The sequence below is a fragment of the Pseudomonas sp. GNP014 genome (assembly GCF_054344005.1).
Window position 1 is genome coordinate 3956303 of record NZ_JBTGUS010000001.1, and the last position, 23523, is coordinate 3979825.

Below are 23523 nucleotides of genomic sequence, written 5' to 3' on the forward strand. Positions count from 1 at the left end.
CTATTACTGATGGGAAATGTCCCTGACATAATTTTTCTTAACAACTGGAATAAATCTTATTATGACATCCTGAAACTTACACGTATTGCGCAAATGCTCATGCATCAGCTTTAACTCATATTGTGCCATTAGTGGTATTTCAGTTTTAGTGGGAGCGGTCAAGCGCTGATCATATAGCAACCAAAGGCAAACAACATAGTCCTTGCCATGTATATCCGCTATATCTGTTTTTATATATTCTAAGTATTCTGCCTTTCTTGTGCTCCTGGACAAGTCTATGTGGGCCCGAATCTCGCTCAGGAAAATTTGATCGTTAATAAATGCATGGCAATAGAATTGAGCCTGTGAAAATAGGTAATTTGTTGAGGAGGAGTTTTTATATGGCTTGCAATGGATGATTCGAATAACACTATCGCTGGTAAGATCTAGAATGTCGCAAAATTCTTTGTCTTTACGACCTGAACCGATTTGAAGCTTTGCTTGATCAAACAGTACGCATGATGGGCGTATTTCACATATTTTTTTATTAAATATGCTCTCTCTATTCTGCATTTTTTTGTCATCACTGATATCTATCCCTCTGTAAATTTCCTCGCTTATCTCTTCATGGAGCGTATTTTTTGTAAAATTAGTTATTTCAGTATAGAAGTCGTTATCTACCTCAAGCCATTTTCCGTCACTTAATACAAAATATTTACTCCCTAGACTCTGCTCGAATGATAGACAGTTGTATAAGGGCCATTTTTTGTACCCTAGCACCTGATCTTCTTCGTATGAGTATGCATAAATAAATTTTGATTTAAGTTTCGAGGGTGTTATTTTATCAAATGCCACATGTTCAAAAACTTGACATATATCTAAGTATGCATATGTCCTATCAGAGATTTTTTTATGGTTCGAATAGGTAAAGCCATAATCCGGGTCAATCAGGACCTCTGGAATGCCAAGACTAATGTTGCTCGTATTTTTTAAGCGCAACTGAGTGACTAAAAGATCGTCTAGTGCGTTACTTTCTGCCTCCGTTGCCTCGTCAAAATGCTTGTAGTTTGGGAATAACTTAGCGTACTCCTTACTAGCATAAGCCAGTAAAAAACCCTCACAATATTCGACTAGTATTTGCCAGTTTAGTTTATCTTTTCCGATAATTTTTATTGTTAGATTATTCCGACCTTGAAGGGTTATGTTTTTGTGATCTTTCATGTGAGCTGAAATATATCGGAGGTCTTCTGCTTCGCTGAGTCCAAAAGCAAAAGAGTCAACCGGCTTGTTTACCTGCCTGTCAATATGTGTTGGTGTTATCGCGTGGCTCTCACTTTTTGTCTGACGTATTTCTTCGTTACCACACATATTCATTGCGGTTTTTATACCAAAGTCTGGTTCAAAAGCATCGCGATCAAGATAGCTTACGGCACTCCGCCCAAAGGTTGCAGCAAAAACTCTACTATTCACGGTTAAAAATAAAATCCCATTTGGACTTTTGCTTTTTGCACTAAAGAGTGGTCCCTCGCCGGAAGGAAGTTTTTCGTTGATGAAATTTAGCCATGGCGGGTTTGATTTTGTCGTCGAGGTTTCAAAATATATAAATTGACAATCTGTGTCATTGATTGAGAACCTAAACTCTTTTGCTGATAGATTTTTTAGAACGTCTTTTTTTTGATCAAGTAGTGAGTCGGCTGTTTTATTTTCTCTTGCGAGAAAAAAAGATATTTGTGCGATTTCAACTCCCTGTTCGGCCATGGCGCTCCCTCGGGTTAGTCACGCATTACTCACAGCTAAGCATCATTATTTCTTATGTCAATAAATAGCCATTGTTTTTTGAGGGTATTGGAAAATTTCCTCTGAACAGGGAACTGAGGTCGAGTTCCTGCCTTCTCTTCTCGCCGACTAACGACCTTCACTCTGGTTAGCCATCATTGTCATTCCATACGTGGAGGTCATGTCATGAACATCATCGCTACCCGCAGCGATCAGCCTTGGAACAAAGGAAAACTGGTCGGTCAGAAAGCTCCACTCAGACTTAGAGATATCTGGGCCATTCGGGTAAGGCTGCAAATTGCAGAACGAACCCGTGATCTAGCGCTCTTCAATTTGTCCATCGACAGCAAGCTTCGGGCTTGCGACTTAATCAAGCTTCGCGTGCGCGACGTCGCCCATGGCGAGCGTGTATCACCAAGAGCTATGGTGATGCAGCAGAAGACGCTGCGGCCCGTGCAATTCGAGATCACCGAACAAACACGGTTTGCTATCGCGGCGTGGATACATCAGGCACAACTACACAGCGAAGACTGCCTTTTTCCAAGCAAGCTGCATACCTCAGATCATCTATCCACGCGTCAGTACGCTCGTATCGTCAAAGGCTGGGTCGAAGCCATTGGCCTTGATCCAGCATTGTATGGCACGCACACAATGAGGCGGACGAAGGCATCGTTGATCTATCGCAGAACGAAGAATCTGCGAGCTGTTCAACTGCTGCTTGGTCATACGAAACTGGAGAGCACCGTTCGATATCTGGGAATTGAACTCGATGATGCCTTGGAGATAGCGGAAAAAACTGAGGTTTGAGTTTGCATAGCGACGGTCCAGGCGTGGCCGTCGCTAACCGGCCGAAAGGGGTCTCTCATGAGCGGCTGATTTCGGCCAACCCAGTCAGTACCAGACTGGCAGCAAAATATCTTGCACGACCCGCTTCCTGCACAACAAGGAAACGCATTCACTCCCCATCCTTCGCATGATTTTATCCGTGGAAAAGAGAATGGAGCGGTAACTACTGTAATTCGTGGCAATTCGACGTATAAAGGTTTAGGGAGCATCGCAGGTTAAGGTTTAGGGGAAATTTACCTCGGCGCAATTGAGAAAAGCGCCGAAGCAGTTAATGTTTTTTACTTACCAGTTATCTGATCTTTCTTGCTAATTCTCGAGTGGTTACTAGCCTTACCATGCCGTGCGATACAGCCCGGAAAGAAAAGAAAAAAGCGCTGAAAGAATTTAGTATTAGCAAGATAGGTATAAGGTAAACTAGCAACAGATAGGTTGTGGAGTCATTTGTTTGCAAGTTTATTCTTAGCTGTGAAGTTATAGTTGCGATAATGGCACCACTTGCTAACCCCAGCGCGAACAAAATCGTTGCCTGAAGCGCCCTTTCAGCAGCATATAAAGATCGGCGCTGGGCGGGGCCTGGCTGAAGCGCCCTTGACCTGTTGTACAATAGAGCGGAAAAGCCAAACAAAATTGCAAGAGTAGGAAAGCATAGCGTTGCAAGATATAGAAACTCGCTACGCATAAGATAGTGGTGTATGGATGCGAAAAATATTGTCGCACCCAGTGACCAAATCAAAAAAAAGAACAGCCTAATAAGTTGTCGAACTATAAAATCCATTGCGCGATTTAACACATGATCACTCCTTTTTTGTTGAGTGCAACTGCAGGGTTGATAAGTGGAATTTTAAAGGAGATAAGCATTGTAGAGTGCCAATCCAGTGCGAGCTTCATTTTTGCTAGATATTTAGTTGAACATGTTGGCATTTCTATCGAAGGGGTGCATTGCGCCCTACAAGTTTCTTGTTGAATCTATTGATAAGCTCTGTTTCGGACAAGTTAAAATGATTCATCAATCTATAATAGTTTGATACTGCCCGATCAAGCAAATTTACTGCTTCAGTAGCAGGGTCAAAACAGATATCGTCATCGCCCGACTTATCCAGGTGTTTAGTTCTATTTTTTGCGTGGTTTATGATCGTCGCCATGTCCCTCGCAGACGATTCCCTTCCCTCATTTATTAATCTAGAAAATTTTACCGCACCATCCCTCAGGGACTCGAAGGATGACTCTTCACCCAAGCGGTTGACATAAATGCCAAGAATCTCATCTGCACCGCCGGCTAAGTGCAGCGCTGCAAAAAAATATTTACCTTCGAAATAAGTTGCTAAAGCACGCTCCAGCAGCTCGACTGCAACCAGAAGTTTTTGTGTAGGCTCGTGCATTTTTAGATCCCTAGGCTGCGCATACACATGGTTCATGGAGTCTAGACTAACCGAGGGTCAAAATACCAAGCTGCTGCATAAACGACTCCGACCGATAGCGAAAGACGCGAAGGGCTCCAATTGCCAACAGCGGTCGCCAGAACGTCCGCTTTTGGCCGAAAGCGGTCGTTCCTGAGCGGCAGTCATCGGCCAGAATCTGACATTGCCGGCGAAAACCCGCATGTCTATGAGAAGGGCAGTGGGGCAGCCATTCGTCAGCAGTACGAAAAGCCCCTCCTTGACAGGCAAGTTATCTGGGCAAATACTCGCCGCAAGATTCATATAGATGACTAGATAACAAGGTGAATAAAGTCGATGAATTCTTTATCCAGTGATGCCCGACTCCCGCTGTACCAACGCCTGCGTGACCAATTGGCTGAGCAGATCGCCAATAATCGCTGGCGTCCGGGGGAGGCGATCCCTACTGAAGCGGCGCTGTCTGCGGAATACCAACTGTCCACCGGCACGGTGCGCAAAGCGATTGATGCGTTGGTCATTGAGGGCATTCTGGAGCGTCAGCAAGGGCGAGGGACGTTTATTCGCCGGGCGCAGTTTCAATCCTCATTGTTCCGTTTCTTCCGATTCCAGACTGTTTCCGGTGAGCGCCAGGTCCCGGAGAGTCGCATCCTCTCGATCGAGCCCGTTGCCGCACCTTCGGCCGTAGCGCAAGCACTGGGGTTGCCCGCCGATGCGCCGGTCATTCGTATTGTCCGTGTGCGTCTGCTCTATGTTAAGCCGGTGCTCGCCGAAGAAATCTGGTTGCCCCGCCAGCGGTTTCAGGCGCTGCTGGAGATCGACCTCAGTCGCGAAGGGCCGCTGCTGTATCCGATCTACGAAGAAGTGTGCGGACAGGTTGTTGCATCGGCCGAAGAAACGCTGACCGCTGAATCGGTGAATGACGTGCATGCCCGATTGCTCCAGGTAGCGGTCAACAGTCCGGTGATCGTGATCGAGCGTCTGGCCCGCGATTACGCGGGTAGCCCGCTGGAATGGCGTCGCTCGCGCGGCCACGCGGAGCACTTCCGCTACAGCGTGGATATTCGCTGACGTCTGCCTGCGTAGCGGAGCGTTCTGCGGCGGCTAGATCGCGGCCCGATTTCTGTTTGTTTGCCAAAGCTGACCCTGACGCGGTGCGGTTGGCTGTCGGCTGCCTTGCGTAACACCTATAAGGATAAGAATCATGTTCAGCTGGTATCGCCAAGTTACTCCTCGGGAGCGCAAAACGTTTTGGGCCTGCTTCGGCGGATGGTCGCTCGACGCGTTGGAAGTACAAATGTTCGGTCTGGCGATTCCGGCGCTGATCGCCGCTTTCGCGCTGACAAAGGGCGATGCCGGATTGATCAGCGGCGTTACCCTCGTCACCTCGGCACTCGGTGGCTGGGTGGGTGGGGCGTTGTCTGACCGCTATGGCCGTGTGCGCACGTTGCAGTTGATGATTTTGTGGTTCTCGTTCTTCACCTTTCTCTCGGCCTTCGTCACGGGCTTCAATCAGCTGTTGGTGGTCAAAGCGCTGCAGGGTCTCGGAATTGGCGGGGAGTGGGCGGCCGGCGCGGTGCTGATGGCCGAGACGATCAATCCGCACTATCGCGGCAAGGTCATGGGCACTGTGCAAAGTGCCTGGGCGGTGGGTTGGGGCCTGGCGGTCGGGGTGTTCACGCTGATCTATATCTCGGTGCCACAGGACATGGCCTGGCGTGTGATGTTCCTTGTCGGGTTGCTGCCGTCGTTCCTGATCATCTGGGTACGTCGTAACGTTGAGGAGCCGGACAGCTTCCAGCGTCTGCAAAAAGACAACGCCATCCCGCAGAGTTTCTTCAAGTCGCTCGCCGGCATTTTTCGCCCGGAACTGATTCGCGTGACCCTGTTTGGCGGGCTGCTGGGACTGGGCGCGCACGGTGGCTATCACGCGGTAATGACCTGGTTGCCGACCTTCCTCAAGACCGAGCGCAATCTCTCTGTGCTGAACTCGGGCGGGTATCTGGCGGTGATCATCTTCGCCTTCTGGTGTGGTTGTGTGGCCAGCGGCTATTTGATCGATCGCATTGGCCGTCGTAAAAACATTGTGCTGTTTGCCTTGTGCTGCGTGGTCACGGTGCAGTGCTACGTATTTTTGCCGCTGACTAATACGCAGATGCTGTTCCTGGGGTTCCCGTTGGGGTTCTTCGCTGCCGGTATTCCGGCCAGTCTGGGAGCGCTCTTCAACGAACTTTACCCTGCCGATGTACGCGGTGCCGGCGTTGGCTTTTGCTACAACTTTGGCCGCGTGCTGTCCGCTGTATTTCCATTCCTGGTCGGGCACATGAGTGATTCCATGTCGCTGGGTTCGGCGATTGGTATCGATGCCGGGATCGCCTACGGCGTGGCGGTGCTTGCCGCACTTTGCCTGCCTGAAACCCGGGGCAGGGACCTTGAAGCCAATGCCACCTCCGTTTCGGCCGGTATCAACGGCAATCAACGCGCTCGGGCGTGATGATCCTAACCTTCAGTAGATAAAACCTATGTCAGATACCCGCCCCAAGTCGATCACCGGCATCGACTCCCATGCCCATGTGTTCAGCCGTGATCTGCATCTGATCGGTGCACGGCGCTACACCCCTCAGTACGACGCCACGCTTGACCAGTACCTTGAGCATTTGCAAACGCATAGTCTGAGTCACGGTGTATTGGTGCAACCAAGTTTCCTTGGCACCGACAATAGCTACCTGTTGGCGGCGTTGAAGCAAGCGCCGCAGCAGTTGCGCGGTGTGGTAGTGCTGGAGCCAAGCGTCAGTCGTTCTACCTTGAATGACATGGCTCGACTGGGCGTGGTCGGCGTGCGCTTGAACCTGATCGGCAAGGCGTTACCTGATTTTCGTGACAGTGCCTGGCAAGGTTTTTTCAGCAATATCGTTGATCTCGACTGGCATGTCGAGTTGCACCGGGAAGTCAAGGATCTGCCGGGCCTGATCCAGCAATTGACGCCGTTCGGCGTGAAGTTGGTGATCGATCACTTTGGGCGGCCGGACGCGAATGCGGGTCTCGATCAGCCAGGGTTTGGCGAGTTGCTTGAGGCCGGATCGAAAGGTCCGATCTGGATCAAGGTATCGGGAATCTATCGTTTGGGAGGTACGCCACAACAGAACATTGATTTCGCTCGAAGGGCATTAGCGTTGCTGGAACAGAGCTTCGGCCTGCATCAGTTGGTATGGGGCAGTGACTGGCCGCATACGCAGCATGAGCAAAACATCGGTTTCGCCGCCGTCGTCGACCAGTTGCAAGCTTTGGAACTTTCGGCGCAAGCCAGCGACTCGCTGCTGGTGCAAGCGCCTCGAAGGTTATTCGGTTTTTATAAAGACTAACGCTGAAACTTAGCCGTTGCAGTTGCCATTCATCTCACTCACTTACAAGAGTTTGGGCACCAGCCCAACCGAGAACCTTTCATGACTCCCTTAGATATAGATCTGTTACTGACCGCATTGATCAGCGTCCTGGTGCTGGTAGCGCTGATCGTCTCGCGCCTCAAAATGCACCCGCTGCTGGCTTTGCTGGTAGTTTCCGTCGGCGTAGGCTTTGCAACCGGTATGGAGCCAGATGGCATTGTCTCCCACTTGGTCACCGGCGCCGGCAAGACACTGGGGGCAGTGGGGGTGGTCATCGCGCTGGGGGCGATGCTCGGCAAAATTCTTGCTGACGCCGGCGTCACCGAGCTGATTGCTGCGGTCATCCTCAAGCGCACAACGGATCGGATGATTCCGTGGGCGATGATGATGGTCGCGTTTGTAATTGGCATTCCGATGTTTTTCGAGGTCGGCCTGGTGATCATGCTGCCGCTGATCTTCAGCGTGGCGCGCAAGCTGGAAAGTCAGGCGCGCTTCAAGGGTTCAGCGTATGTCTATGTGGGCGTTCCGGTGATTGCCGCACTGGCCGCCATGCACGGCATGGTCCCGCCGCACCCTGGCCCGTTGACGGCCATCGCCGCACTGAAAACCTCGGTCGGGCCGACCATGCTCTATGGTTTCCTGGCGGCTATCCCGGCCATGATTTTAGGCGGCCCACTGTATGGCGCATTCATTTCCCCGCGCATGAGCACTCGGCCCGATCAGGTGTTGCTGGATCAGTTCACCCTGGCTGAAAAAGCCGACGATAAATCAAGCCCCAGCGTATACCTTGGCGTGCTGGCAGCCTTGCTGCCGGCGATCCTGATGCTGATCCATGCCGTCGCCGAGATGGTATTGTCCAAGGACAATGCGCTGCTGAAAATGGCCGGTTTCCTCGGCAATCCGCTGATAGCGATGCTGCTGGGCGTGCTGTTCGCTGGGGCCAGTCTGGTACTCGCGCGCGGCGGCGATGCGGGGCAATTGCGCGACTCGCTGGGCAAGAGCCTCAAGCCAATCGCCTCGATCATCATGATCATCGCCGGCGGAGGTGCCTTTCAGGAACTGCTAACCAGCGCTAAGGTGGGCGATGCGATTGTGCACCTGACTCAGCAGTCGGCGTTCCCTCCGCTGATCCTCGGTTGGTTGATCGCCATGTTGCTTTCGGTATCTACCGGTTCCGCCACGGTAGGTATCGTGGGGGCTGCCGGCTTGCTGGCGCCGCTTGCCGGTGCTGATCCCAGCCTCAACCTGCCGCTGCTGGCCTTGTCCATTGGCTGCGGCTCGTTGTTCTTCAACTACGCCAACCATGCAGGTTTCTGGATGGTGAAGGAATCCTTCGGCATGACGATGGGCGAAGCCACCAAGACTATTTCGGTGGTGCAATCGATTGTCGCCGTGGTCGGTTTGATTGTGGTGTTGCTGTTGAACGTGGTCGTGTAATGACCTGAGGCGGCGTCAAATCAGGACGCCGCCATCTGTGAAACCCCTTATTGGCCGTCGATCAGGCGCGGCAGTTGCAGCGGATTGGACTCGCGCAGTGCCTCACCGACCGCTTTTGGCCGAAGGCGGTCAGTCGTGAACGTCGGCTATCAGCCAAAAGCGACTGTTTTCGACCCAAAGCAGCCATCCTCTGCTGACGATTAAGTTCATGCACCCACGTCATTTACCAGTTTGCGCCAGCCATCCTTTGCTTCTTGCTCCGAGGTAAAGACTTGTACTTTTGGGGGCCAGAACTGCCCCTCGATTACGATGCACTCCAAGGTAGAGTCCTGAAACGTAAAGACGTAATGGATAGCATCTTTCATGAACCGCTGTTTATCGTGTCGAGGGTGAACGGCGCTTCTCTGCTCAAGCTCTGCTAGCCAAGGCGAATTATCTATTCGATGAATTTGGTAATGCTTAAGGCCTAGCCCAATAAGCGGATGGCCGCCCAAAGCCTCGTCGTTAGGCGAACCGAACTGGATTTTCTTTACTAACGGAAAATGAACCACCGCTACTTCTTCCCCAGCGGTGCAATACCGTAAACATAGCTGCGTATCCGTGGCGAACACCACGGGTTCGGGCGACGTACTTGGCTGTGGCCAGGAGTCGAGCAGCACTACGGTCGCTAATGTCATGGGGGAGCCTAGTGAATGAATGGGAACTAAACAGAGTGCTAGAGCCACTCGTTGTCGTCAAACCTTGACGATCGTGACAGGCCGCTTCTGGCCGAAAGCTGTCTGTCTCAAACGACCGCTATTGGCCGAAAGCAGACTGTCAGCACTGCATCTTTCGGCCAGAACCGGTCACGCCAATGTTAAAAAGACATCTCCAAACACTCTCACAGGCTACACATCCTTGCGCCTTTGCCTACAGCTACGCCAGAATCCGCCGGCTTGTGCGTCTTGGGGGTGGGTTCTATTGTGGTGCGGTCGCTGACGAATCAGCGATCGGATTTGACCGTCCGCCCAATATCAAGGCGCGCCAGCGCTCTGCACGTGTTCAGGTACTGTCTGAAACCATGTCGCGGTAGCTGTGCGTGGGACACCTTCGGGTGTGCCGGATTCCTTGATGTCCGGTCGGTCAACCCGCGTACAGCTGCCACCCTGTTTGTTTGACCGCGAACGGTGGCGGCTCCAGTCATCAAGGAGCTTCACCATGATCAAACCAACACCCAACCCGCCCGAAACCGAATCGGTTTCCCCCTACGAATCCCTCGATTCCAAAAAACTCCACGAAGCCGCCGACCGCGCCCTTGACCATTACCTCTGTCCGCCCGGTTCCACGCCGCTCCCACGTAAAACCCGCGGGATGTATGCCGTGACTGCGGACAACAAAAATGAAGAACTGCTGATTGATGCCAGTGAAACACTGGCTTCGGCCAAGGCCATTGCTCATGACGCTGCGAGCCTGTTGCCCGTGGCACAGCGGCGGACGTTGTTGGGGATTGCGCAGTTGATCATGCTCGGTGAGCTGGCGGTGAATCGGGCGTTGGATAATTTGCAGATGCCGGGGTGAAGCGAGGGGCGGGATCACCTGGTGATTGATCAGGTGTCCGTTCTGGCGCTTTCGCGAGCAAGCTCGCTCCCACAGGGTTTTAGGCTGGTCACAGATAGTGTGTGCGAGGCTGAAACCTGTGGGGGCGGGTTATTGAGGCATTTCAGGACATTCATCGGTCCATCGCGTAACCGTCATGTCCTTGAACTGTTCACCGATGGTATCGACGCGCAGGCAGGTGCCTTTCTTTGAGTAGTACAAGATGCAGCGCGAGCTATCGAAAGAACAGGTATCCAGTTCGATGAACTTGCGTGCAGCCAACTCACGCTCCACGCCGCTGTATTCATAACCGTCGGTGGTATGCATCGGCGTTGGCTTCCAGCCTTGTTTGATTAGCTTGGACTTGGCCGCCACCAAACGCTCACCGACGACGATGCCTGCTGGCCCGCGCTTGTCGTTTGGCGCCTTTGAGCTACCGGCAAACGCTGCGCTGATACCCATGCAATAAACTGCGACAAGTACGAGGGTTGAAGCCTTCATTGGACAGTTCCTCCGCAGATTTGTAGGTCGATAAAAAGCCCGGATACTCGGCGTAAGGTTGTGGAGGATAGTGATTTTTCTTGCTTGGACCTTCGGGAAGCGCTGCCCACCTTATCGCTGCTTTAGGCATCGCGCCCGGAATGTCACAGGCCTTGATCTTGTCGATCACGCCTAGCAAAAAAAGGAGACTGATTTATTTCCATAAATAAATCAGTCCCCTTTGTTATCACGTTGTTGTCAATTTCTGGTTTCAATCCTTTTCAGGGCATTTGAAGTTCCAGGAATAAACTTTCATGTCTTTGACTTCTTCGCCGACAGTTCCTACACCTAAACAATCTCCGTTCTTGATGTAGTTGAAGCTGCAGAAACGGACTCCCTCCGTGCAAGACTCGATTTCATTGAAACCTTTTCTTTGGATGGCGTTTTCAACCCCGAGCTCACCTGAGTAGGACGGATTCGGCTTCCAGCCATTTTTGATCAAAGCTTTTCGGGCTTTCGAAAATGGCATTCCCTCTTTGATAGGAACGTCTGCTGCGCTAGAAAATAAACTGACGCAACATAAAAAGCTGATGGCTAATATTTTTAGTTTCATTTAAAAGTACCGCCAAAGCCTTTATATGTTTTTCTACTTCGTCGTACTCAGCATAAGGTTGGCCGGAAGGCTTTCCATTGATATTTGGTGCGATCTGTGACTAGGGCTGCAGGTTTGCCACTCACGGGAAGTTCCTTTTCAAAGATTCAGATGTCCTTGGCCTGGTTGGAATAGAAATCGACATTCCGGCCACTGAGAGAGTACGTAGGGCAAGCGTTTGGGGGCGTTAGAAAGTGCGTCCTAGGGGAGGGACGCGAAAAATCTACCGCCCATGTACATTTGCGTCGCACAGAATGCCTGAGGCAAAAGTTGCGCTCAACATTTCTTACAGATCTTTGATTGACTGTTGGTGAGTGGCTTCTGTCGAGTCGCTCGCAATGCCTTTACGCCCCGGCTGGGTTTACGCTTTGTGCGCGGGAAAATTGCCAGTGATGGGGCAGATTTTTTTAAGTCGGGAGGTGCCGCAGTAAGGTCTCGATAAACGCCAACGTTTAAAAAGACATTTCCAAACACTCTCTCAGGCTACATATCCTTGCGCCTTTGCCTACAGCTACGCCAGAATCCGCCGGCTTGTGCGCCTTTGGGGCGGGTTCTATTGTGGTGCGGTCGCTGACGAATCAGCGACCGGGTTTAGCGACTCGACTTATAAATAGGTGCATCAGCGTTCCATGCTTTGTCGCAGATTCAATGTCTGTGCCTCCGCTATGGTGGCTGTATGCGGGAGACCCTTGGGTCTGCCGGGTGCCTATAACCGGTTCGCTAACCTGCGTACAGCCGCCACCTTTCTGTTTAGCGACAGTTATGGCGGCTCCACTCTAATAGGAGCTTCACCATGATCAAACCAACACCCAACCCACCCGAAACCGACTCGGTTTCCCCCTACGAATCCCTCGATTCCAAAAAACTCCACGAAGCCGCCGACCGCGCTCTCGACCACTACCTCTGTCCGCCCGGTTCCACGCCGCTCCCACGTAAAACCCGCGGGATGTATGCGGTGACCGCAGACAACAAAAATGAAGAACTGCTGATTGATGCCAGTGAAACACTGGCTTCGGCGAAGGCCATTGCTCATGACGCTGCGAGTCTGTTGCCCGTGGCACAGCGGCGGACGTTGTTGGGGATTGCGCAGTTGATCATGCTTGGTGAGCTGGCGGTGAATAGGGCGTTGGATAATTTGCAGATGCCGGGGTGACGCGAGGGGCGGGATCACCTGGTGATTGATCGGGTGGTCATTCTGGCGCCTTCGCGAGCAAGCTCGCTCCCACAGGGTTTTATGCTGATTGCAGATGGTGTGTACGACGCTGAAACCTGTGGGAGCAAACATTACGGACGGATCTATTTTCTGCTCCACCCAGTCCGGCCATAAAACATTGATGTTTTGAGCGCGGCGTCTGCAAGTCAGAAAGCCGGATTTTCCCTACAACGAACACCGATCCGTCCTGCATTCAAACCTGAGTCCGTTCGCCAAAGTCCTGTTTTTTCAGAACGGGGCACGGATGTGATCAGACTCATCCCGCTAAGCGAGTTACATGGCCAGCGAGAGCAGATCCTCGATGCCTACGAAGCCATGGAACATTTCCGACAGGCATTGAATCGCCCGGACGACTTGCCCGGATTCGACGACTTGTTAAACAGCATGGGCCTGCATCGTAACAACTACATGCAAGGCGCGAATGAGCGAAAACTCATCGATGCTGTGCGTAGCGGTGAGTGGGCACTGGTCAAGCCACGCTTGGCTACAGACAACGGCGGCGCCTCCTGGAATGCCTTCAACCCCAAACCCGAGCCACCTCCTGCACAACACTTGGTGGAGGAGCACGCCTACACCTTGCCGCAACCGGCTGAATCGGGTTTCCACATCGTTCAGAAACCCATGACGCTTGAGGCGCTTGAACGTGAGTTGTACGAAATCAGTCCCGGCGACTCACTGCGTCGCGAATTCCGTTCACTCAATCGACATCTCGGTGAGCGGGTCAAGCCTGGGCAAATGGTCTTGTTCAGCGACTCACGTAACTACATGTGCCGGCGCGAAGAAGCACAGATGATGGCCGCTGCGGAAAAGGTAAACGAGGCATTGAAAGACCTTTCGGATGAAGAAGCTTCGTTCATGGTTGAGCATCATGAGGTCATTGAGCCGTTTCTGGAGGTGTCGGCAGGCACATTGGGCGTTGCGTCATTCATGATCGGGCAGCATCTGGAAGGATTGAAAAATACTCTCAAAGAGTTGGAGCAACTGCATCAGCAGCAATACACCCAACATCGTCATCTACATTCCCCAGAGTTCTTTGCCAAACGCAAACGTCTGATGGCGAAACTGGATGCCAGCCTTGGGCCGCTGGTACGCAAAGGCACGGGTTTGCCAGATCATCCAAAACTCAAACGTGCACTGGGATTGTCCAGCCGCCGAATTGTTCACCGATGGGGCAAAGCAGGCGCACCGGCACAACTGCCCGGATATGCAACCCACATTGCGGGTGTTGCCAGAGCAGCGAAGTTCATGAAGGGAGGTGGTTATCTCGGCATAGGTCTGCAACTGGGCGCATCCAGCTCAAAAATCCACGAGGTCTGCGCGTCCGGCCGCGATGCGGAATGCAGGCAAGTGAGGTTTGTAGAAGGAGGGAAGATGATCGGCGGTACGGCTGGAGCTCTCGCTGGTGGATATCTCGGAGGGAAAGCAGATCTGGCGGTATGCGCGAAATTGAAAGGAATGGGGAAACTCGTATGTGTGCTTGTGGTTGGTGCGGCAGCGTCCGTGGAGACAGGAACTCAGATGTCGGAGCTAGGTGAGTTTTTGGGTCACGAAATTCATGAGTATTCCGAATAATGGAAGTCACCGAAATAGTATTTGCCTGGGCATGTGGGGCGCTGATCCTATTAGGCGTGATCAACTGCGCAATGATTTTCTACGCCGTTTATACAAAACTCGATGCTCTGGAAAAACACTTTGATGAGTGGCTGTACTTATCCATGGACTGTGGTTCATCAGGGGGAAGTTTTTACTCGAGAACTCAGCGGATGACCGCTGTCAGCCGGTTGATTACATCCAAGAGTATCCAACGGCAGGAACCCCTGCTGATCGACGCCGTTCAACGCCTTCCCAGAGGACTCAGGTTCTGGGCGACGAGTCCATTTCATGTCGGCTATTTCGTGTGCGGCGGGACTTCACTGCTTTGGCTGTATGGGAAATACAGAGGTTTTTTGTAATGGGGCAAAAAGAAAATCAGTCCTTCGGTGAGGTCGTTTACGAAGACTCCCCATGACTGAAATCAAACGTCTGTTCGCCGCCACTGGCATTGCGTTACTGGTGCTGATCATCTCCAACGTTCTGGTGATGATCTATGTCGGGTATTTCAAGCTTTCCGAAATTGAATTGCACCTTGAAAATTGCTATCTGCTCCACAACTGCCCGCAGAAGGGACGTTCCGGTTTTTGGGCGCGCAGGTACAGGCTCACTCTGATCACTGCTTTGCTGCGTAAACGTGCTTCGCGCCTGTTGCTGGATAATCCGGGCGCCCTCGAAGATGTCCGGACCCTTCCGCTGAATTTGCGGCGGTGGGTCGAAATTCCATATCGATTGAATGCATTTTCTCTGCTGGGAATTCTGGCTTTGTATGGTTGGGCGGAATATTTAGGACTGTTCGAGTGAACACCAGGCTAGCAATCTCGGCCATTTTCTTACGTCTGTTGGAATAAGGGGACGGATCTGTTGTGGGTACGTGACGGAATGAGGTCTCGATAAACGCTAACGTTTAAAAAGACATCTCCAAACACTCTCGCAGGCTACACATCCTTGCGCCTTTGCCTACAGCTACGCCAGAATCCGCCGGCTTGTGCGCTTTGTACCTGGTCTTTATTGTCTACGTGTCGCTGGCAACCCAGCGACCGGGTTTAGCGACCTGACTAGGTATAAGTACAACGACGCTCCAGTTTGTCGCAGCCGTTCGCGATGACTATATGGTGGCTGTGCGTGGGAGACCTTCGGGTCTGCCGGGTCTTATACCTCTCGGTTCGCTAACCCGCGTACAGCTGCCACCCTTACTTGTTTAGCGACAGGTGTTGGTGGTTCCACTAGGTATAAAAATGGAGCTTCACCATGATCAAACCAACACCCAACCCACCCGAAACCGAATCGGTTTCCCCCTACGAATCCCTCGATTCCAAAAAACTCCACGAAGCCGCCGACCGCGCCCTCGACCATTACCTCTGTCCGCCCGGTTCCACGCCGCTCCCTCGTAAAACCCGTGGGATGTATGCCGTGACTGCGGACAACAAAAACGAAGAACTGCTGATGAAACACTGGCTTCGGCCAAGGCCATTGCTCATGACGCTGCGAGCCTGTTGCCCGTGGCACAGCGGCGGACGTTGTTGGGGATTGCGCAGTTGATCATGCTCGGGGAGCTGGCGGTGAATCGGGCGTTGGATAATTTGCAGATGCCGGGGTGATGTAGGTGTCGGGATCACCTGGTGATTGATCGGGTGTCCGTTCGGGCGTCTTCGCGAGCAGGCTCGCTCCCACAGGGTTTTGTACTGATTGCAGATGTTTTGTTTGGCGTTGAAATCTGTGGGAGCGGGGCGATTGCTTTTCTGCGTCGTTTTCATGTGGTTTGTTGCTGCTTTCGGCATTGCGCCTGGAAAAATCAGCGGCGGATCTGTTCAAGGAGGGAGGTGATCGACCATCACCCTTGCGGGTGATGGGTTCGATGCATCACGCGGATTATATATTCGGGGTGTAAGAGAAACTCTGCGAAGCTTCGGTATCGGTGAATGGCGTGACGCGAGTTTTCTTGTTGAACAGGCCATTGATGACCGAGCCGGGGAACATCTCGATGGCGTTGTTGAACAGTTCGACGTTGCGGTTGTAGATGGTGATGGCTGCGCCGACGTTCTCTTGTTGTTCGGAAATTTCACGCATCATGTTGTTCGCCGCTTCTGATGCTTTCAGGTCAGGGTAGGCCTCGAAAGCGATGCGTAAGCCACCCATCAGCTCCCGGGTGGCGGTTTCAACGGTCGTTAGGGCATTGCCATTGGCGCCCGCAGGCAGGGCGTTGACAGCGCTGCGCAGGCCGGTGATCTTCTCCAGGAGGCTGGCCTCGTAGACCATGAAATCTGCGAGCACTTTTTGCAGTTGGTCGAGAACTTTGGTCTTCTGGCGTTCGTAAACGAGGACGTCCGACCATGCACGTTGTACTCGGTTGTGTCCCCCGATAATGCCGTTATAAATGCTGAAGCCCGCTACGATTATGACGACAGCGATAACAGCGGAGAGGATGAGTGCAATGTCCATGGCTTACTTCTCTTGGCGTTGTTTTGGGGGAGTGGCGGTAAAGGTAAAGTTGTCATCGTGCAGCTCACTGAGTGCATGGCTCCATTGGAGCGCAGACATCAGACGTGGCAGTTCGATACCGGCAGAAATTTCTTCGTAAAAATTGTTGGGCGAAGCCAGCGAATACTGGGCACCGAACGCGAACAGGTCGTTGCTCTCAAAACTGAGGCAGAGCTCTCCACTGTCGGAGAACTCCAGGTTTGGACGATGGAGGATGTCGAACAGCTTCAGCAAGTGGAGCACCGTCGAAGGCTTGATGAATTTCGCGCAGAGCATCTCGCTGCGACCGGTCAAACGGAACGCTTTATTGAAATCCGGAGAAGCCGTGTCCATGGGATGCGAATAGTCGTTCTGGGACTGGTGATCAGATCTGACCGATATTCCGGTGACCCATGGAAAGTCGATGACCAAACTGTAGCGATCGTAGTGGTCATAAACCACTCGAGTCTCGGTTTTGGTATTGCCCTTTTCGTCGGTAACCGTGGTATGCACCTCGCGTCGGTTGACATAGTGCAGCTGGCGGTACGTGAAAGGGAGGTTGCGCAACGTGCCGGTAAACTCACCCTGTATCGACTCGACCAACTTGCGGCTGTAGTCGCCGCGACGGTAATCACCAAATTCCGTGTCCAGCTCTTTGAGGGTTGCGGCCGAGTCTTCTCTCAGGAAAGTCAGTCCGTTGTGGAAGTAGGATGACAGTCGAGCAATTCTTTTACTGAGCGACGGCAACCGATCAGATTTGGATTTCATCCATGCCAGACTCCAAACGGCAATCACGATGCCAAAAAAACCAGTACCCATGCCGAACGAGTCGGGATCAATTTCCAACCGGTAAAAGAACAGAGCGACGCTATGGATGTTTCCAATCCAATAAAGGGCCACAGCGCTCGCAAGCAATAACAGGCCGGTGCCGAAAAACCACCATGCACGTGTGCGATCGAATTCGAGCGGGCCGTTGTACAAGGCAAACTCATGGATCACGTTCAGGAGGTCGGCGTTGGATTCAGCCCTGTCAATACTGGCTTCGCTCACCGTCAGCAACTCAGTGAGTCGCGCGTTCTGCGATGCGTTGGGCATGTAGACATCCTTCAACGAGAGCAAGGTCGAAGACTCACAAAAGCATAGCGATGGCGTCCTGGCCTCACATCGGATTCAGGGATGCCTGGTGCGGGAGCAATGGTCCGGATTGAGGATTTGGCTCTATTCATAATCTGTCAGAAACATTGAAAAGGAGTGGACGATACCATTGTCATGCGCTGACCGCTTGTGGCGGATACGTGTCTCTGGAAATGGTCGAGCATTCGGCAGGCAGTAGTCTGTGGCCCCTGTCCGTGCATCGGGCGTTGTCATGACAGTTACCTAGGCGACCGATTGATAAAGACGCAATCCAGCCGCACGCCATTCTGTCATTTGGTTGGTATCAGTTCAGGCAAAGCGGCGTTTATGAAATTCAGGGCGATTCATATGTTTTGAAAGTGTGCGCTGCAATGGCGCACTTAAATTGTCAGACAATGATCGAACTGGCCGGATTCGGAGACTTTCGTAGCACTATCTCGGTGCGGTTGTATAACAGTTACGCACCAAGTTAAGCGCAAAAGGTTTTTTTGATTTTCATTATTGACACCTGATTTTATTTGTTTAAATCTCACTTCGCCGAATGGTTCGGCTTCATTGAAGATAAGGAGAGTGTCATGATCGTTATTAATCTCGAATCGAAAACCTTGGCTAACTGGACTCAAGCGGCAGGTCCGGTTAAAACCACCGTCAAGTGATGTTCAGGCCCGGAAGAAGTTCTTCCGGGCTTTTTATTTTTTCCAGTCTCAAGGACGAGAGCAGTGCCTTCCTATATCAGTGATAATATTTTTTTTCTGATCAAGAATAAGCAGTTGGTGCTATGGGACTATCAAGCACACAAGCAATATTCCATCGCTCCGCAGTATCTTTGTCGGTTACTGCATCTGAGTCAGAATCCAGACGAAGAGCCGGATTCACAAGACGCAATCGACCAGGAATTGCTGGCAGCCGATGTACTGTCAGAGACTGAATTTCCCGCAATGCAATGGGGCTGGGATGATCTATCCCGCATCTTTCACGTTGGCACCAGCAAGATCGACTATGCGGCGCGACCCGAAAGCGTCCATGAATGGGCAATGGCCTATCAATCGGCGTGTGAAGAAGCCTTCACTGTTCCGGTGCCCAAGTTAAGGCATGAGGCTCAGGATAAGGATGAAAGGCGATGTATTGCTCTAACACGACCGGATATTATTCAGCATCATGACTTGCACAGCACGTTGTTAAAACGACGCAGTGTCAGGGAGTTCCTTCCTGTGGCGGTCACCAAACAACAGGTAGCATCAATACTTTATTATTCGCTGGCGTATCTTCCTTTTCGCGCTCTTGAAACTAGTCTGTTGTGTCCTGATGAACTACGGCATCGCAGAACTAGCCCTTCAGGCGGCGGACTTAATGCGATTGAAGGATATGTTTATATCAGGAATGTCGCGCAGATCCCGCCCGGGTTTTATTACTACAACCCTGTCGAGCACCAGTTGGAAGTCATAAGTAACGATCTCGGTTTCAGTTTGGGTCAGGCACTCAACGGGCAATTCTTTGCGCAAGATATTCCGTTCGGTATTTTCCTGACGTGCCAGTTTGACCGGCTTTGGTGGAAGTATCCGCACTCGAGAGCCTATCGCGTCGCGTTGCTGGACGCCGGCCATATCTCCCAGACCGTGCAGCTTGTTTCAACTGCGCTGGGCCTTGGGACTTGGGTCTCTGCCGCTATTGATGAATCGTGTCTGGAGCCATTGTTGGGCGATCTCCACTCGTCAGCGCCCTTGTTGTTTGTCGGGGCCGGTGTCAGCACCGGCCGGGACATGCCGGCTGCTTTGGAAGCGCTGCATGCCAGCGAGGGAGCGCGGGAAGATGATTGAGGAAATGAGTTCGATCGACACCGATGCGCTGCAAGTCTTTTCAGACTGGAACGACGCCGCCACCGTGCGGACGCGGCCTAACGCCTATGACCTGTCCGGCTGGACGCAGGGGGGCGAACAGGACAAGGACTGGTTTGTGCCGGCGGCAACTCCCTGGCTCGCCGACGAGGCGGTTCATTGCCATGGCGACGCCGTGAGGCAGGCGATATTGGCCAGGTATCTGGTGATGTTCCTCGACTACACGACTGAACTGGAGACGCGCATTGTCAATCGCGCGATCACAACCATTGCGCATGATCGGATTGGCTTGGGTTTGTCTCCGGCGTTGAAACTCACAGGCCTCAAGTTATATGCCGACGAGGCCTACCATGCGGTGATATCGGCGGAGGTCGCCAATCAAGTCAGCGCTATTTATGGAATTGCCAATCGGGAAGTTGCCTCAGAGCGCGTCCGGAACATCCGGGCGCTGGTGAACACGGTTGAGCCTGCCCATACCGAATTGGCCTGGTTCGTTGTTGGATTTGTTTCTGAAACGGTGATTACCAAGGAATTTCTGAAGATCTCCAAGGCAACCGTTTATGCCCCCGTCTACCGGATGCTGCGTGACCACCTTGAGGACGAACTCAAGCACTCACTTTATTTTTCGCACCTTTTTACGATTGTTTGGCAGGGCGCTTCCGACGCTCAGAAAACCTTCATGTCGGGTTTTATCGTTCAAGCCATTTACGAGTTTTTCAGGCTGCATGAAACCTGGTTGTTCGAGAACTTGAAGTGTGTGGGCGTTGATGCCGCCAGTGCGTGGCTTATCCATGAGAGGCAACAAGGCCATGCGCCCCATCGTGCCAGGGCCCGAGCCGGGTGCACCGCAACGATAACGGCGATGAAACGCAGTGGTTTTTTCAAAGACCCCATGAACGTGAAGCGCTTTGCCGAGGCAGGGCTTATCGAATGACAGCCAAAGGGAGAATACGGTGAACGTTAAGCTCAAATCGCCTGCGAAGGCCTCTGCACTGTTCTTGCTGTCGGTCATGGTTGTACTCGGCGTGTTCCCGCTCGATGTATTACTTCCGTCTTATCCGGCGTTGGCGGATGCGTTCGGGATGCAAGTCAATGAGGTCACATTCTTTGTGGCGACCTTTGCGGTCGGGTTCTCCCTCTCTCAAATCGTGGTAGGGCCGCTGTCCGACAAATATGGCCGACCTGTAATGCTTAAGCTTGGGTTGGTGGTGTCGCTGCTGGGGATTACGGGTTGCCTGCTCTCCAGTACTCAAGTGCAGTTTGCCTTGGCGCGAGTGGTGCAGGGCGTAGGGTGCGGATGCTTTGTGTTGGCTCAAGCGATTGTTCAGGATGTTTTCACGGCTGAAGATCGACAGCGGATTCGTATTTACATGCTGTCGTTAAGCGGACTGTGTATTTCGTTCTCGCCGTTGTTTGGGACCTATTTGCAGTACGCCCTGAATTGGCAAGGGAGTTTCTACGTGTTTGCTGGCCTGGCGGTGATCTTGCTGGGGCAAACGTTGTGGTTTTTCCCCAAATTGCAGGATCAGTCGCTGACGTCGCGATCGCAAAAGCTGGAAATATTGAAGCGTTATGCGGATATCTTCAGCTTTAAACCTTTCGTGTATTCGTGGATGACATCGGCAATGGCGTTTTCTTGCCATTTTGGCTTCATTGCGATTTCTCCAATCATCTTCCTCGAAACGCTGCGGGTGTCCTCGTTGACTTATTCATGGGTGCTTCTGGCCTATGGAGGCGCCTATGTGGTGGGCGGGTTATTGGCCACGCGGTTATCCAAAACACTGACAATCGACACGCAAATCAAGCTGGGATTGGCGATCTCGGGGCTGTCCGGTCTGATTATGGTGGGGTTGATTCAGTTTCAGCTCTCCATCGCTACGGTGGCGATACCGATGATCATCTGCACCGTAGGCACCACGCTGGTCAGACCCGCCGCCGCGTCCAGGGCCATGGAGATGTTCAGCGAGAAGGCGGGGGCCTCGTCGGCGGCGGGCGGCACTCTGATGTTTGTCACGGCTGGGGTCGTCAGCGTGCTGCTCGCCGTCGCACCCTTTCCTCCGCAGGAGAGCCTGGCCGCCTTCATTTTGATCGCAACGGTACTCGGCTATGGCTTCAACAAATGGGGAGTGGCTGAGGGGGCGGCACTTGAGAGCGTCCCGGCCAAGTGAGCGTTAGGCTGGCGGGGCTGGGTTGCGGGGGGAGGGTGAACTTCTTGCCAGGTCCTTCGAGTAAGTTTGTTGCCGCTTTCGGTATTGCGTTTGGAAAATCAGGGTCGGCGTTGTCATGGCAATGATGGCTGCTGGCCGGTCTCGGTGTCTGGATTGATTCTTCTGGGATGAAGGGCAAAAGCTACCCTCACCCCAGCCCTCTCCCGGAGGGAGAGGGGGCCGACCGAGTTGTCTTGCGGGGTGCATCGACCTGGAAGATCTTGGTGATTATGGTTCGGTGAAGGATCTTCGCGATTATCGCTTTGGTGATTCTGGGGCTTCGCGAGTGGAAGCGGCCCTCACCCCGGCCCTCTCCCGGAGGGAGAGGGGGCCGACCGTGTTGTCTTGCGGGGTGCATCGACCTGGAGGATCTTGGTGATTATGGTTCGGTGAAGGATCTTGGCGATTATCGCTTTGGTGAAAGACCCTGGTGATTATGGCTTCAGGGAAGAACCTTCGATTTGGCTTTGTGAGCTTGGCAATTGTGGATTCAATGAAAGGCTTTCAAGTCGGTGTAGCTCTCGAATATCCCCGAATCGGTTCCCTCTCCCTCTGGGAGAGGGCTAGGGTGAGGGGCTTTCCGTTCGGGACAACAAGGTCTCCAGCCTGGCCAATGGCGGCGCATCCTGGTTGCGGTCGAATACCTGGATGCCAATTTTGAGCAACCGCCCATTTTCGGCTGCGCTGATCAATTGCTCACACCGCAACAACAACCGCCCCTGATCGCAATCAACAGCCTTCATTCCCACCGGCAATCGCCCCTCCAACCGTAACTCCGCCATCCGACTCTGCGCCGCAATCAGCGCGACCGAACGATCCCTTAGAACCCCGCTGCTCTGCGTCATCAATCCCGCCACGCGCACAGCCGCCGACATCGCCACGGCAATAATCGCCAGCGCCACCAGCACTTCAATCAGGGTGAAACCGTCTTCTCGCGAACGCGCACGCATACATGGCCCAGAGCCAAAACACAGCCCTCGACGCTAACCCGCGTGCTTGACGGCTTGACGACGAAAACTCCCGAGGATTTTCAACATCCCTGACATATCTTCTTGCAACACTGCGCGTCGAATCGAATCAAGCCAGGGAATGTCGAGATGGATATCGCACCTTTCAAATCGCTTCAGCAACCGATGCGCACGCCGCGTGGTCAGCAGGGTTTTACCCTGATCGAGATCATGGTGGTGGTGGTGATTCTGGGGATTCTCGCGGCGATGGTGGTGCCCAAGGTGCTCGATCGTCCGGATCAGGCACGGGCCACGGCGGCGAAGCAGGACATTGGCGGGTTGATGCAGGCCCTGAAGCTGTATCGCCTCGACCACGGCACTTACCCGAGCATGAACCAGGGGCTGAAGGTGTTGGTGGAGCGGCCGGCGGATGCGAAGAACAGCAATTGGCGCTCGTACCTGGAACGCCTGCCGAGCGATCCGTGGGGGCGGCCTTATCAGTACCTCAACCCCGGCGCCAACGGCGAGATCGACATCTTTTCCCTCGGCGCCGACGGTCAGCCTGACGGCGACGGCGTGAATGCCGACATCGGTTCGTGGCAGCTGTAAGGCCGG

Annotated in this window: 22 protein-coding genes and 1 pseudogene; 15 read left to right on the forward strand and 8 right to left on the reverse strand. The window is 52.8% G+C overall.

What is annotated here, in order from left to right; translation table 11 throughout:
• Positions 1–3: 3 nt before the first annotated feature.
• The gene (locus ACXX9E_RS17795) at positions 4–1737 is read right to left on the reverse strand and encodes a DUF6119 family protein (protein ID WP_458555813.1); all 1734 of its coding nucleotides are present in this window, start codon (positions 1735–1737) and stop codon (positions 4–6) included.
• A gap of 204 nt (positions 1738–1941) precedes the next feature.
• Between ACXX9E_RS17795 and ACXX9E_RS17800 the strand changes: the two genes are divergently transcribed.
• Complete coding sequence (locus ACXX9E_RS17800) at positions 1942–2562, forward strand: tyrosine-type recombinase/integrase (RefSeq protein ID WP_458555814.1); 621 nt, start codon at positions 1942–1944, stop codon at positions 2560–2562.
• A gap of 962 nt (positions 2563–3524) precedes the next feature.
• Here the strand turns inward: ACXX9E_RS17800 and ACXX9E_RS17805 are convergent.
• Positions 3525–3980, reverse strand: a complete 456-nt coding sequence (locus tag ACXX9E_RS17805; protein WP_458555815.1) for a hypothetical protein — start codon at positions 3978–3980, stop codon at positions 3525–3527.
• A 354-nt stretch (positions 3981–4334) separates the two neighbouring features.
• Between ACXX9E_RS17805 and ACXX9E_RS17810 the strand changes: the two genes are divergently transcribed.
• The 4 genes from ACXX9E_RS17810 (at position 4335) to ACXX9E_RS17825 (ending at position 8815) form a co-directional block, all read left to right on the forward strand.
• Positions 4335–5066, forward strand: coding sequence for a GntR family transcriptional regulator (locus tag ACXX9E_RS17810; RefSeq protein ID WP_458555816.1), 732 nt, complete (start codon positions 4335–4337; stop codon positions 5064–5066).
• A 133-nt stretch (positions 5067–5199) separates the two neighbouring features.
• Positions 5200–6489, forward strand: a complete 1290-nt coding sequence (locus ACXX9E_RS17815) for an MFS transporter (RefSeq protein WP_458555817.1) — start codon at positions 5200–5202, stop codon at positions 6487–6489.
• 28 nt (positions 6490–6517) lie between these two features.
• Complete coding sequence (locus ACXX9E_RS17820) at positions 6518–7357, forward strand: amidohydrolase family protein (RefSeq protein ID WP_458555818.1); 840 nt, start codon at positions 6518–6520, stop codon at positions 7355–7357.
• A gap of 81 nt (positions 7358–7438) precedes the next feature.
• On the forward strand, positions 7439–8815 hold the full coding sequence (locus ACXX9E_RS17825; RefSeq protein WP_096820456.1) for a GntP family permease: 1377 nt from the start codon (positions 7439–7441) through the stop codon (positions 8813–8815).
• Positions 8816–9021: 206 nt separating this feature from the next.
• On the opposite strand, the gene ACXX9E_RS17830 is transcribed toward ACXX9E_RS17825, so the two are convergent.
• On the reverse strand, positions 9022–9492 hold the full coding sequence (locus tag ACXX9E_RS17830) for a hypothetical protein (protein ID WP_458555819.1): 471 nt from the start codon (positions 9490–9492) through the stop codon (positions 9022–9024).
• Positions 9493–10012: 520 nt separating this feature from the next.
• Here ACXX9E_RS17830 and ACXX9E_RS17835 point away from each other — a divergent pair.
• Positions 10013–10372: a DUF6124 family protein gene (locus ACXX9E_RS17835; protein ID WP_222833072.1), complete on the forward strand. Its 360-nt coding sequence runs from the start codon at positions 10013–10015 to the stop codon at positions 10370–10372.
• Positions 10373–10501: 129 nt separating this feature from the next.
• Here the strand turns inward: ACXX9E_RS17835 and ACXX9E_RS17840 are convergent, their stop codons facing one another.
• Both ACXX9E_RS17840 and ACXX9E_RS17845 read right to left on the reverse strand, forming a co-directional pair.
• Positions 10502–10891 carry a hypothetical protein gene (locus tag ACXX9E_RS17840; RefSeq protein WP_458555820.1) on the reverse strand — a complete coding sequence of 130 codons (390 nt, stop codon included), beginning with the start codon at positions 10889–10891 and terminating at the stop codon, positions 10502–10504.
• Between the two features lie 250 nt (positions 10892–11141).
• Positions 11142–11483, reverse strand: coding sequence for a hypothetical protein (locus ACXX9E_RS17845; RefSeq protein ID WP_458555821.1), 342 nt, complete (start codon positions 11481–11483; stop codon positions 11142–11144).
• 832 nt (positions 11484–12315) lie between these two features.
• Here ACXX9E_RS17845 and ACXX9E_RS17850 point away from each other — a divergent pair.
• From ACXX9E_RS17850 to ACXX9E_RS17870, 5 genes and pseudogenes are all read left to right on the forward strand, one after another.
• Positions 12316–12675 carry a DUF6124 family protein gene (locus tag ACXX9E_RS17850; RefSeq protein WP_123468074.1) on the forward strand — a complete coding sequence of 120 codons (360 nt, stop codon included), beginning with the start codon at positions 12316–12318 and terminating at the stop codon, positions 12673–12675.
• A gap of 306 nt (positions 12676–12981) precedes the next feature.
• Positions 12982–14307: a hypothetical protein gene (locus ACXX9E_RS17855; RefSeq protein WP_458555822.1), complete on the forward strand. Its 1326-nt coding sequence runs from the start codon at positions 12982–12984 to the stop codon at positions 14305–14307.
• Complete coding sequence (locus tag ACXX9E_RS17860) at positions 14307–14687, forward strand: hypothetical protein (protein WP_128615179.1); 381 nt, start codon at positions 14307–14309, stop codon at positions 14685–14687. The genes ACXX9E_RS17855 and ACXX9E_RS17860 overlap by 1 nt, the downstream gene beginning before the upstream one ends.
• A gap of 52 nt (positions 14688–14739) precedes the next feature.
• Entirely contained in the window at positions 14740–15129 is a 390-nt protein-coding gene (locus ACXX9E_RS17865; RefSeq protein ID WP_458555823.1) for a hypothetical protein, read from the forward strand.
• A gap of 447 nt (positions 15130–15576) precedes the next feature.
• A pseudogene (locus ACXX9E_RS17870) lies at positions 15577–15926 on the forward strand (DUF6124 family protein).
• Between the two features lie 271 nt (positions 15927–16197).
• Here ACXX9E_RS17870 and ACXX9E_RS17875 read toward each other — a convergent pair.
• Together ACXX9E_RS17875 and ACXX9E_RS17880 are read right to left on the reverse strand one after the other, a co-directional pair.
• A complete protein-coding gene (locus ACXX9E_RS17875; protein ID WP_123468093.1) occupies positions 16198–16767 on the reverse strand; it encodes a LemA family protein in 570 nt (189 codons plus the stop codon).
• A 3-nt stretch (positions 16768–16770) separates the two neighbouring features.
• Positions 16771–17880, reverse strand: coding sequence for a hypothetical protein (locus tag ACXX9E_RS17880; protein ID WP_123468095.1), 1110 nt, complete (start codon positions 17878–17880; stop codon positions 16771–16773).
• Positions 17881–18638: 758 nt separating this feature from the next.
• On the opposite strand from ACXX9E_RS17880, the gene ACXX9E_RS17885 reads away from it, so the two are divergent.
• Genes ACXX9E_RS17885 through ACXX9E_RS17895 form a run of 3 tightly spaced genes read left to right on the forward strand, consistent with a single transcriptional unit; the run spans position 18639 to position 21922 of the window.
• Positions 18639–19736 carry a SagB/ThcOx family dehydrogenase gene (locus ACXX9E_RS17885; protein ID WP_458555824.1) on the forward strand — a complete coding sequence of 366 codons (1098 nt, stop codon included), beginning with the start codon at positions 18639–18641 and terminating at the stop codon, positions 19734–19736.
• On the forward strand, positions 19729–20688 hold the full coding sequence (locus tag ACXX9E_RS17890; RefSeq protein WP_458555825.1) for a diiron oxygenase: 960 nt from the start codon (positions 19729–19731) through the stop codon (positions 20686–20688). The genes ACXX9E_RS17885 and ACXX9E_RS17890 overlap by 8 nt, the downstream gene beginning before the upstream one ends.
• A 19-nt stretch (positions 20689–20707) precedes the next feature.
• Positions 20708–21922, forward strand: coding sequence for an MFS transporter (locus ACXX9E_RS17895; protein WP_458555826.1), 1215 nt, complete (start codon positions 20708–20710; stop codon positions 21920–21922).
• 602 nt (positions 21923–22524) lie between these two features.
• On the opposite strand, the gene gspI is transcribed toward ACXX9E_RS17895, so the two are convergent.
• A complete protein-coding gene (gene gspI, locus ACXX9E_RS17900) occupies positions 22525–22911 on the reverse strand; it encodes a type II secretion system minor pseudopilin GspI (protein WP_123468102.1) in 387 nt (128 codons plus the stop codon).
• A 147-nt stretch (positions 22912–23058) separates the two neighbouring features.
• On the opposite strand from gspI, the gene gspG reads away from it, so the two are divergent.
• A complete protein-coding gene (gene gspG, locus ACXX9E_RS17905) occupies positions 23059–23517 on the forward strand; it encodes a type II secretion system major pseudopilin GspG (RefSeq protein ID WP_458555827.1) in 459 nt (152 codons plus the stop codon).
• The last annotated feature ends 6 nt before the right edge of the window (positions 23518–23523 follow it).

Bases quoted from the DNA above. Each gene is read 5' to 3' on its own strand.
- ACXX9E_RS17830 (WP_458555819.1), bottom strand. From the start codon at position 9,492: ATGACATTAGCGACCGTAGTGCTGCTCGACTCCTGGCCACAGCCAAGT.
- gspG (WP_458555827.1), top strand. From the start codon at position 23,059: ATGGATATCGCACCTTTCAAATCGCTTCAGCAACCGATGCGCACGCCG.
- ACXX9E_RS17800 (WP_458555814.1), top strand. From the start codon at position 1,942: ATGAACATCATCGCTACCCGCAGCGATCAGCCTTGGAACAAAGGAAAA.
- ACXX9E_RS17835 (WP_222833072.1), top strand. From the start codon at position 10,013: ATGATCAAACCAACACCCAACCCGCCCGAAACCGAATCGGTTTCCCCC.
- ACXX9E_RS17845 (WP_458555821.1), bottom strand. From the start codon at position 11,483: ATGAAACTAAAAATATTAGCCATCAGCTTTTTATGTTGCGTCAGTTTA.
- ACXX9E_RS17840 (WP_458555820.1), bottom strand. From the start codon at position 10,891: ATGAAGGCTTCAACCCTCGTACTTGTCGCAGTTTATTGCATGGGTATC.
- ACXX9E_RS17890 (WP_458555825.1), top strand. From the start codon at position 19,729: ATGATTGAGGAAATGAGTTCGATCGACACCGATGCGCTGCAAGTCTTT.
- ACXX9E_RS17805 (WP_458555815.1), bottom strand. From the start codon at position 3,980: ATGCACGAGCCTACACAAAAACTTCTGGTTGCAGTCGAGCTGCTGGAG.
- ACXX9E_RS17795 (WP_458555813.1), bottom strand. From the start codon at position 1,737: ATGGCCGAACAGGGAGTTGAAATCGCACAAATATCTTTTTTTCTCGCA.
- ACXX9E_RS17825 (WP_096820456.1), top strand. From the start codon at position 7,439: ATGACTCCCTTAGATATAGATCTGTTACTGACCGCATTGATCAGCGTC.
- ACXX9E_RS17875 (WP_123468093.1), bottom strand. From the start codon at position 16,767: ATGGACATTGCACTCATCCTCTCCGCTGTTATCGCTGTCGTCATAATC.
- ACXX9E_RS17865 (WP_458555823.1), top strand. From the start codon at position 14,740: ATGACTGAAATCAAACGTCTGTTCGCCGCCACTGGCATTGCGTTACTG.
- ACXX9E_RS17810 (WP_458555816.1), top strand. From the start codon at position 4,335: ATGAATTCTTTATCCAGTGATGCCCGACTCCCGCTGTACCAACGCCTG.
- ACXX9E_RS17815 (WP_458555817.1), top strand. From the start codon at position 5,200: ATGTTCAGCTGGTATCGCCAAGTTACTCCTCGGGAGCGCAAAACGTTT.
- ACXX9E_RS17880 (WP_123468095.1), bottom strand. From the start codon at position 17,880: ATGCCCAACGCATCGCAGAACGCGCGACTCACTGAGTTGCTGACGGTG.
- ACXX9E_RS17850 (WP_123468074.1), top strand. From the start codon at position 12,316: ATGATCAAACCAACACCCAACCCACCCGAAACCGACTCGGTTTCCCCC.
- ACXX9E_RS17820 (WP_458555818.1), top strand. From the start codon at position 6,518: ATGTCAGATACCCGCCCCAAGTCGATCACCGGCATCGACTCCCATGCC.
- gspI (WP_123468102.1), bottom strand. From the start codon at position 22,911: ATGCGTGCGCGTTCGCGAGAAGACGGTTTCACCCTGATTGAAGTGCTG.
- ACXX9E_RS17860 (WP_128615179.1), top strand. From the start codon at position 14,307: ATGGAAGTCACCGAAATAGTATTTGCCTGGGCATGTGGGGCGCTGATC.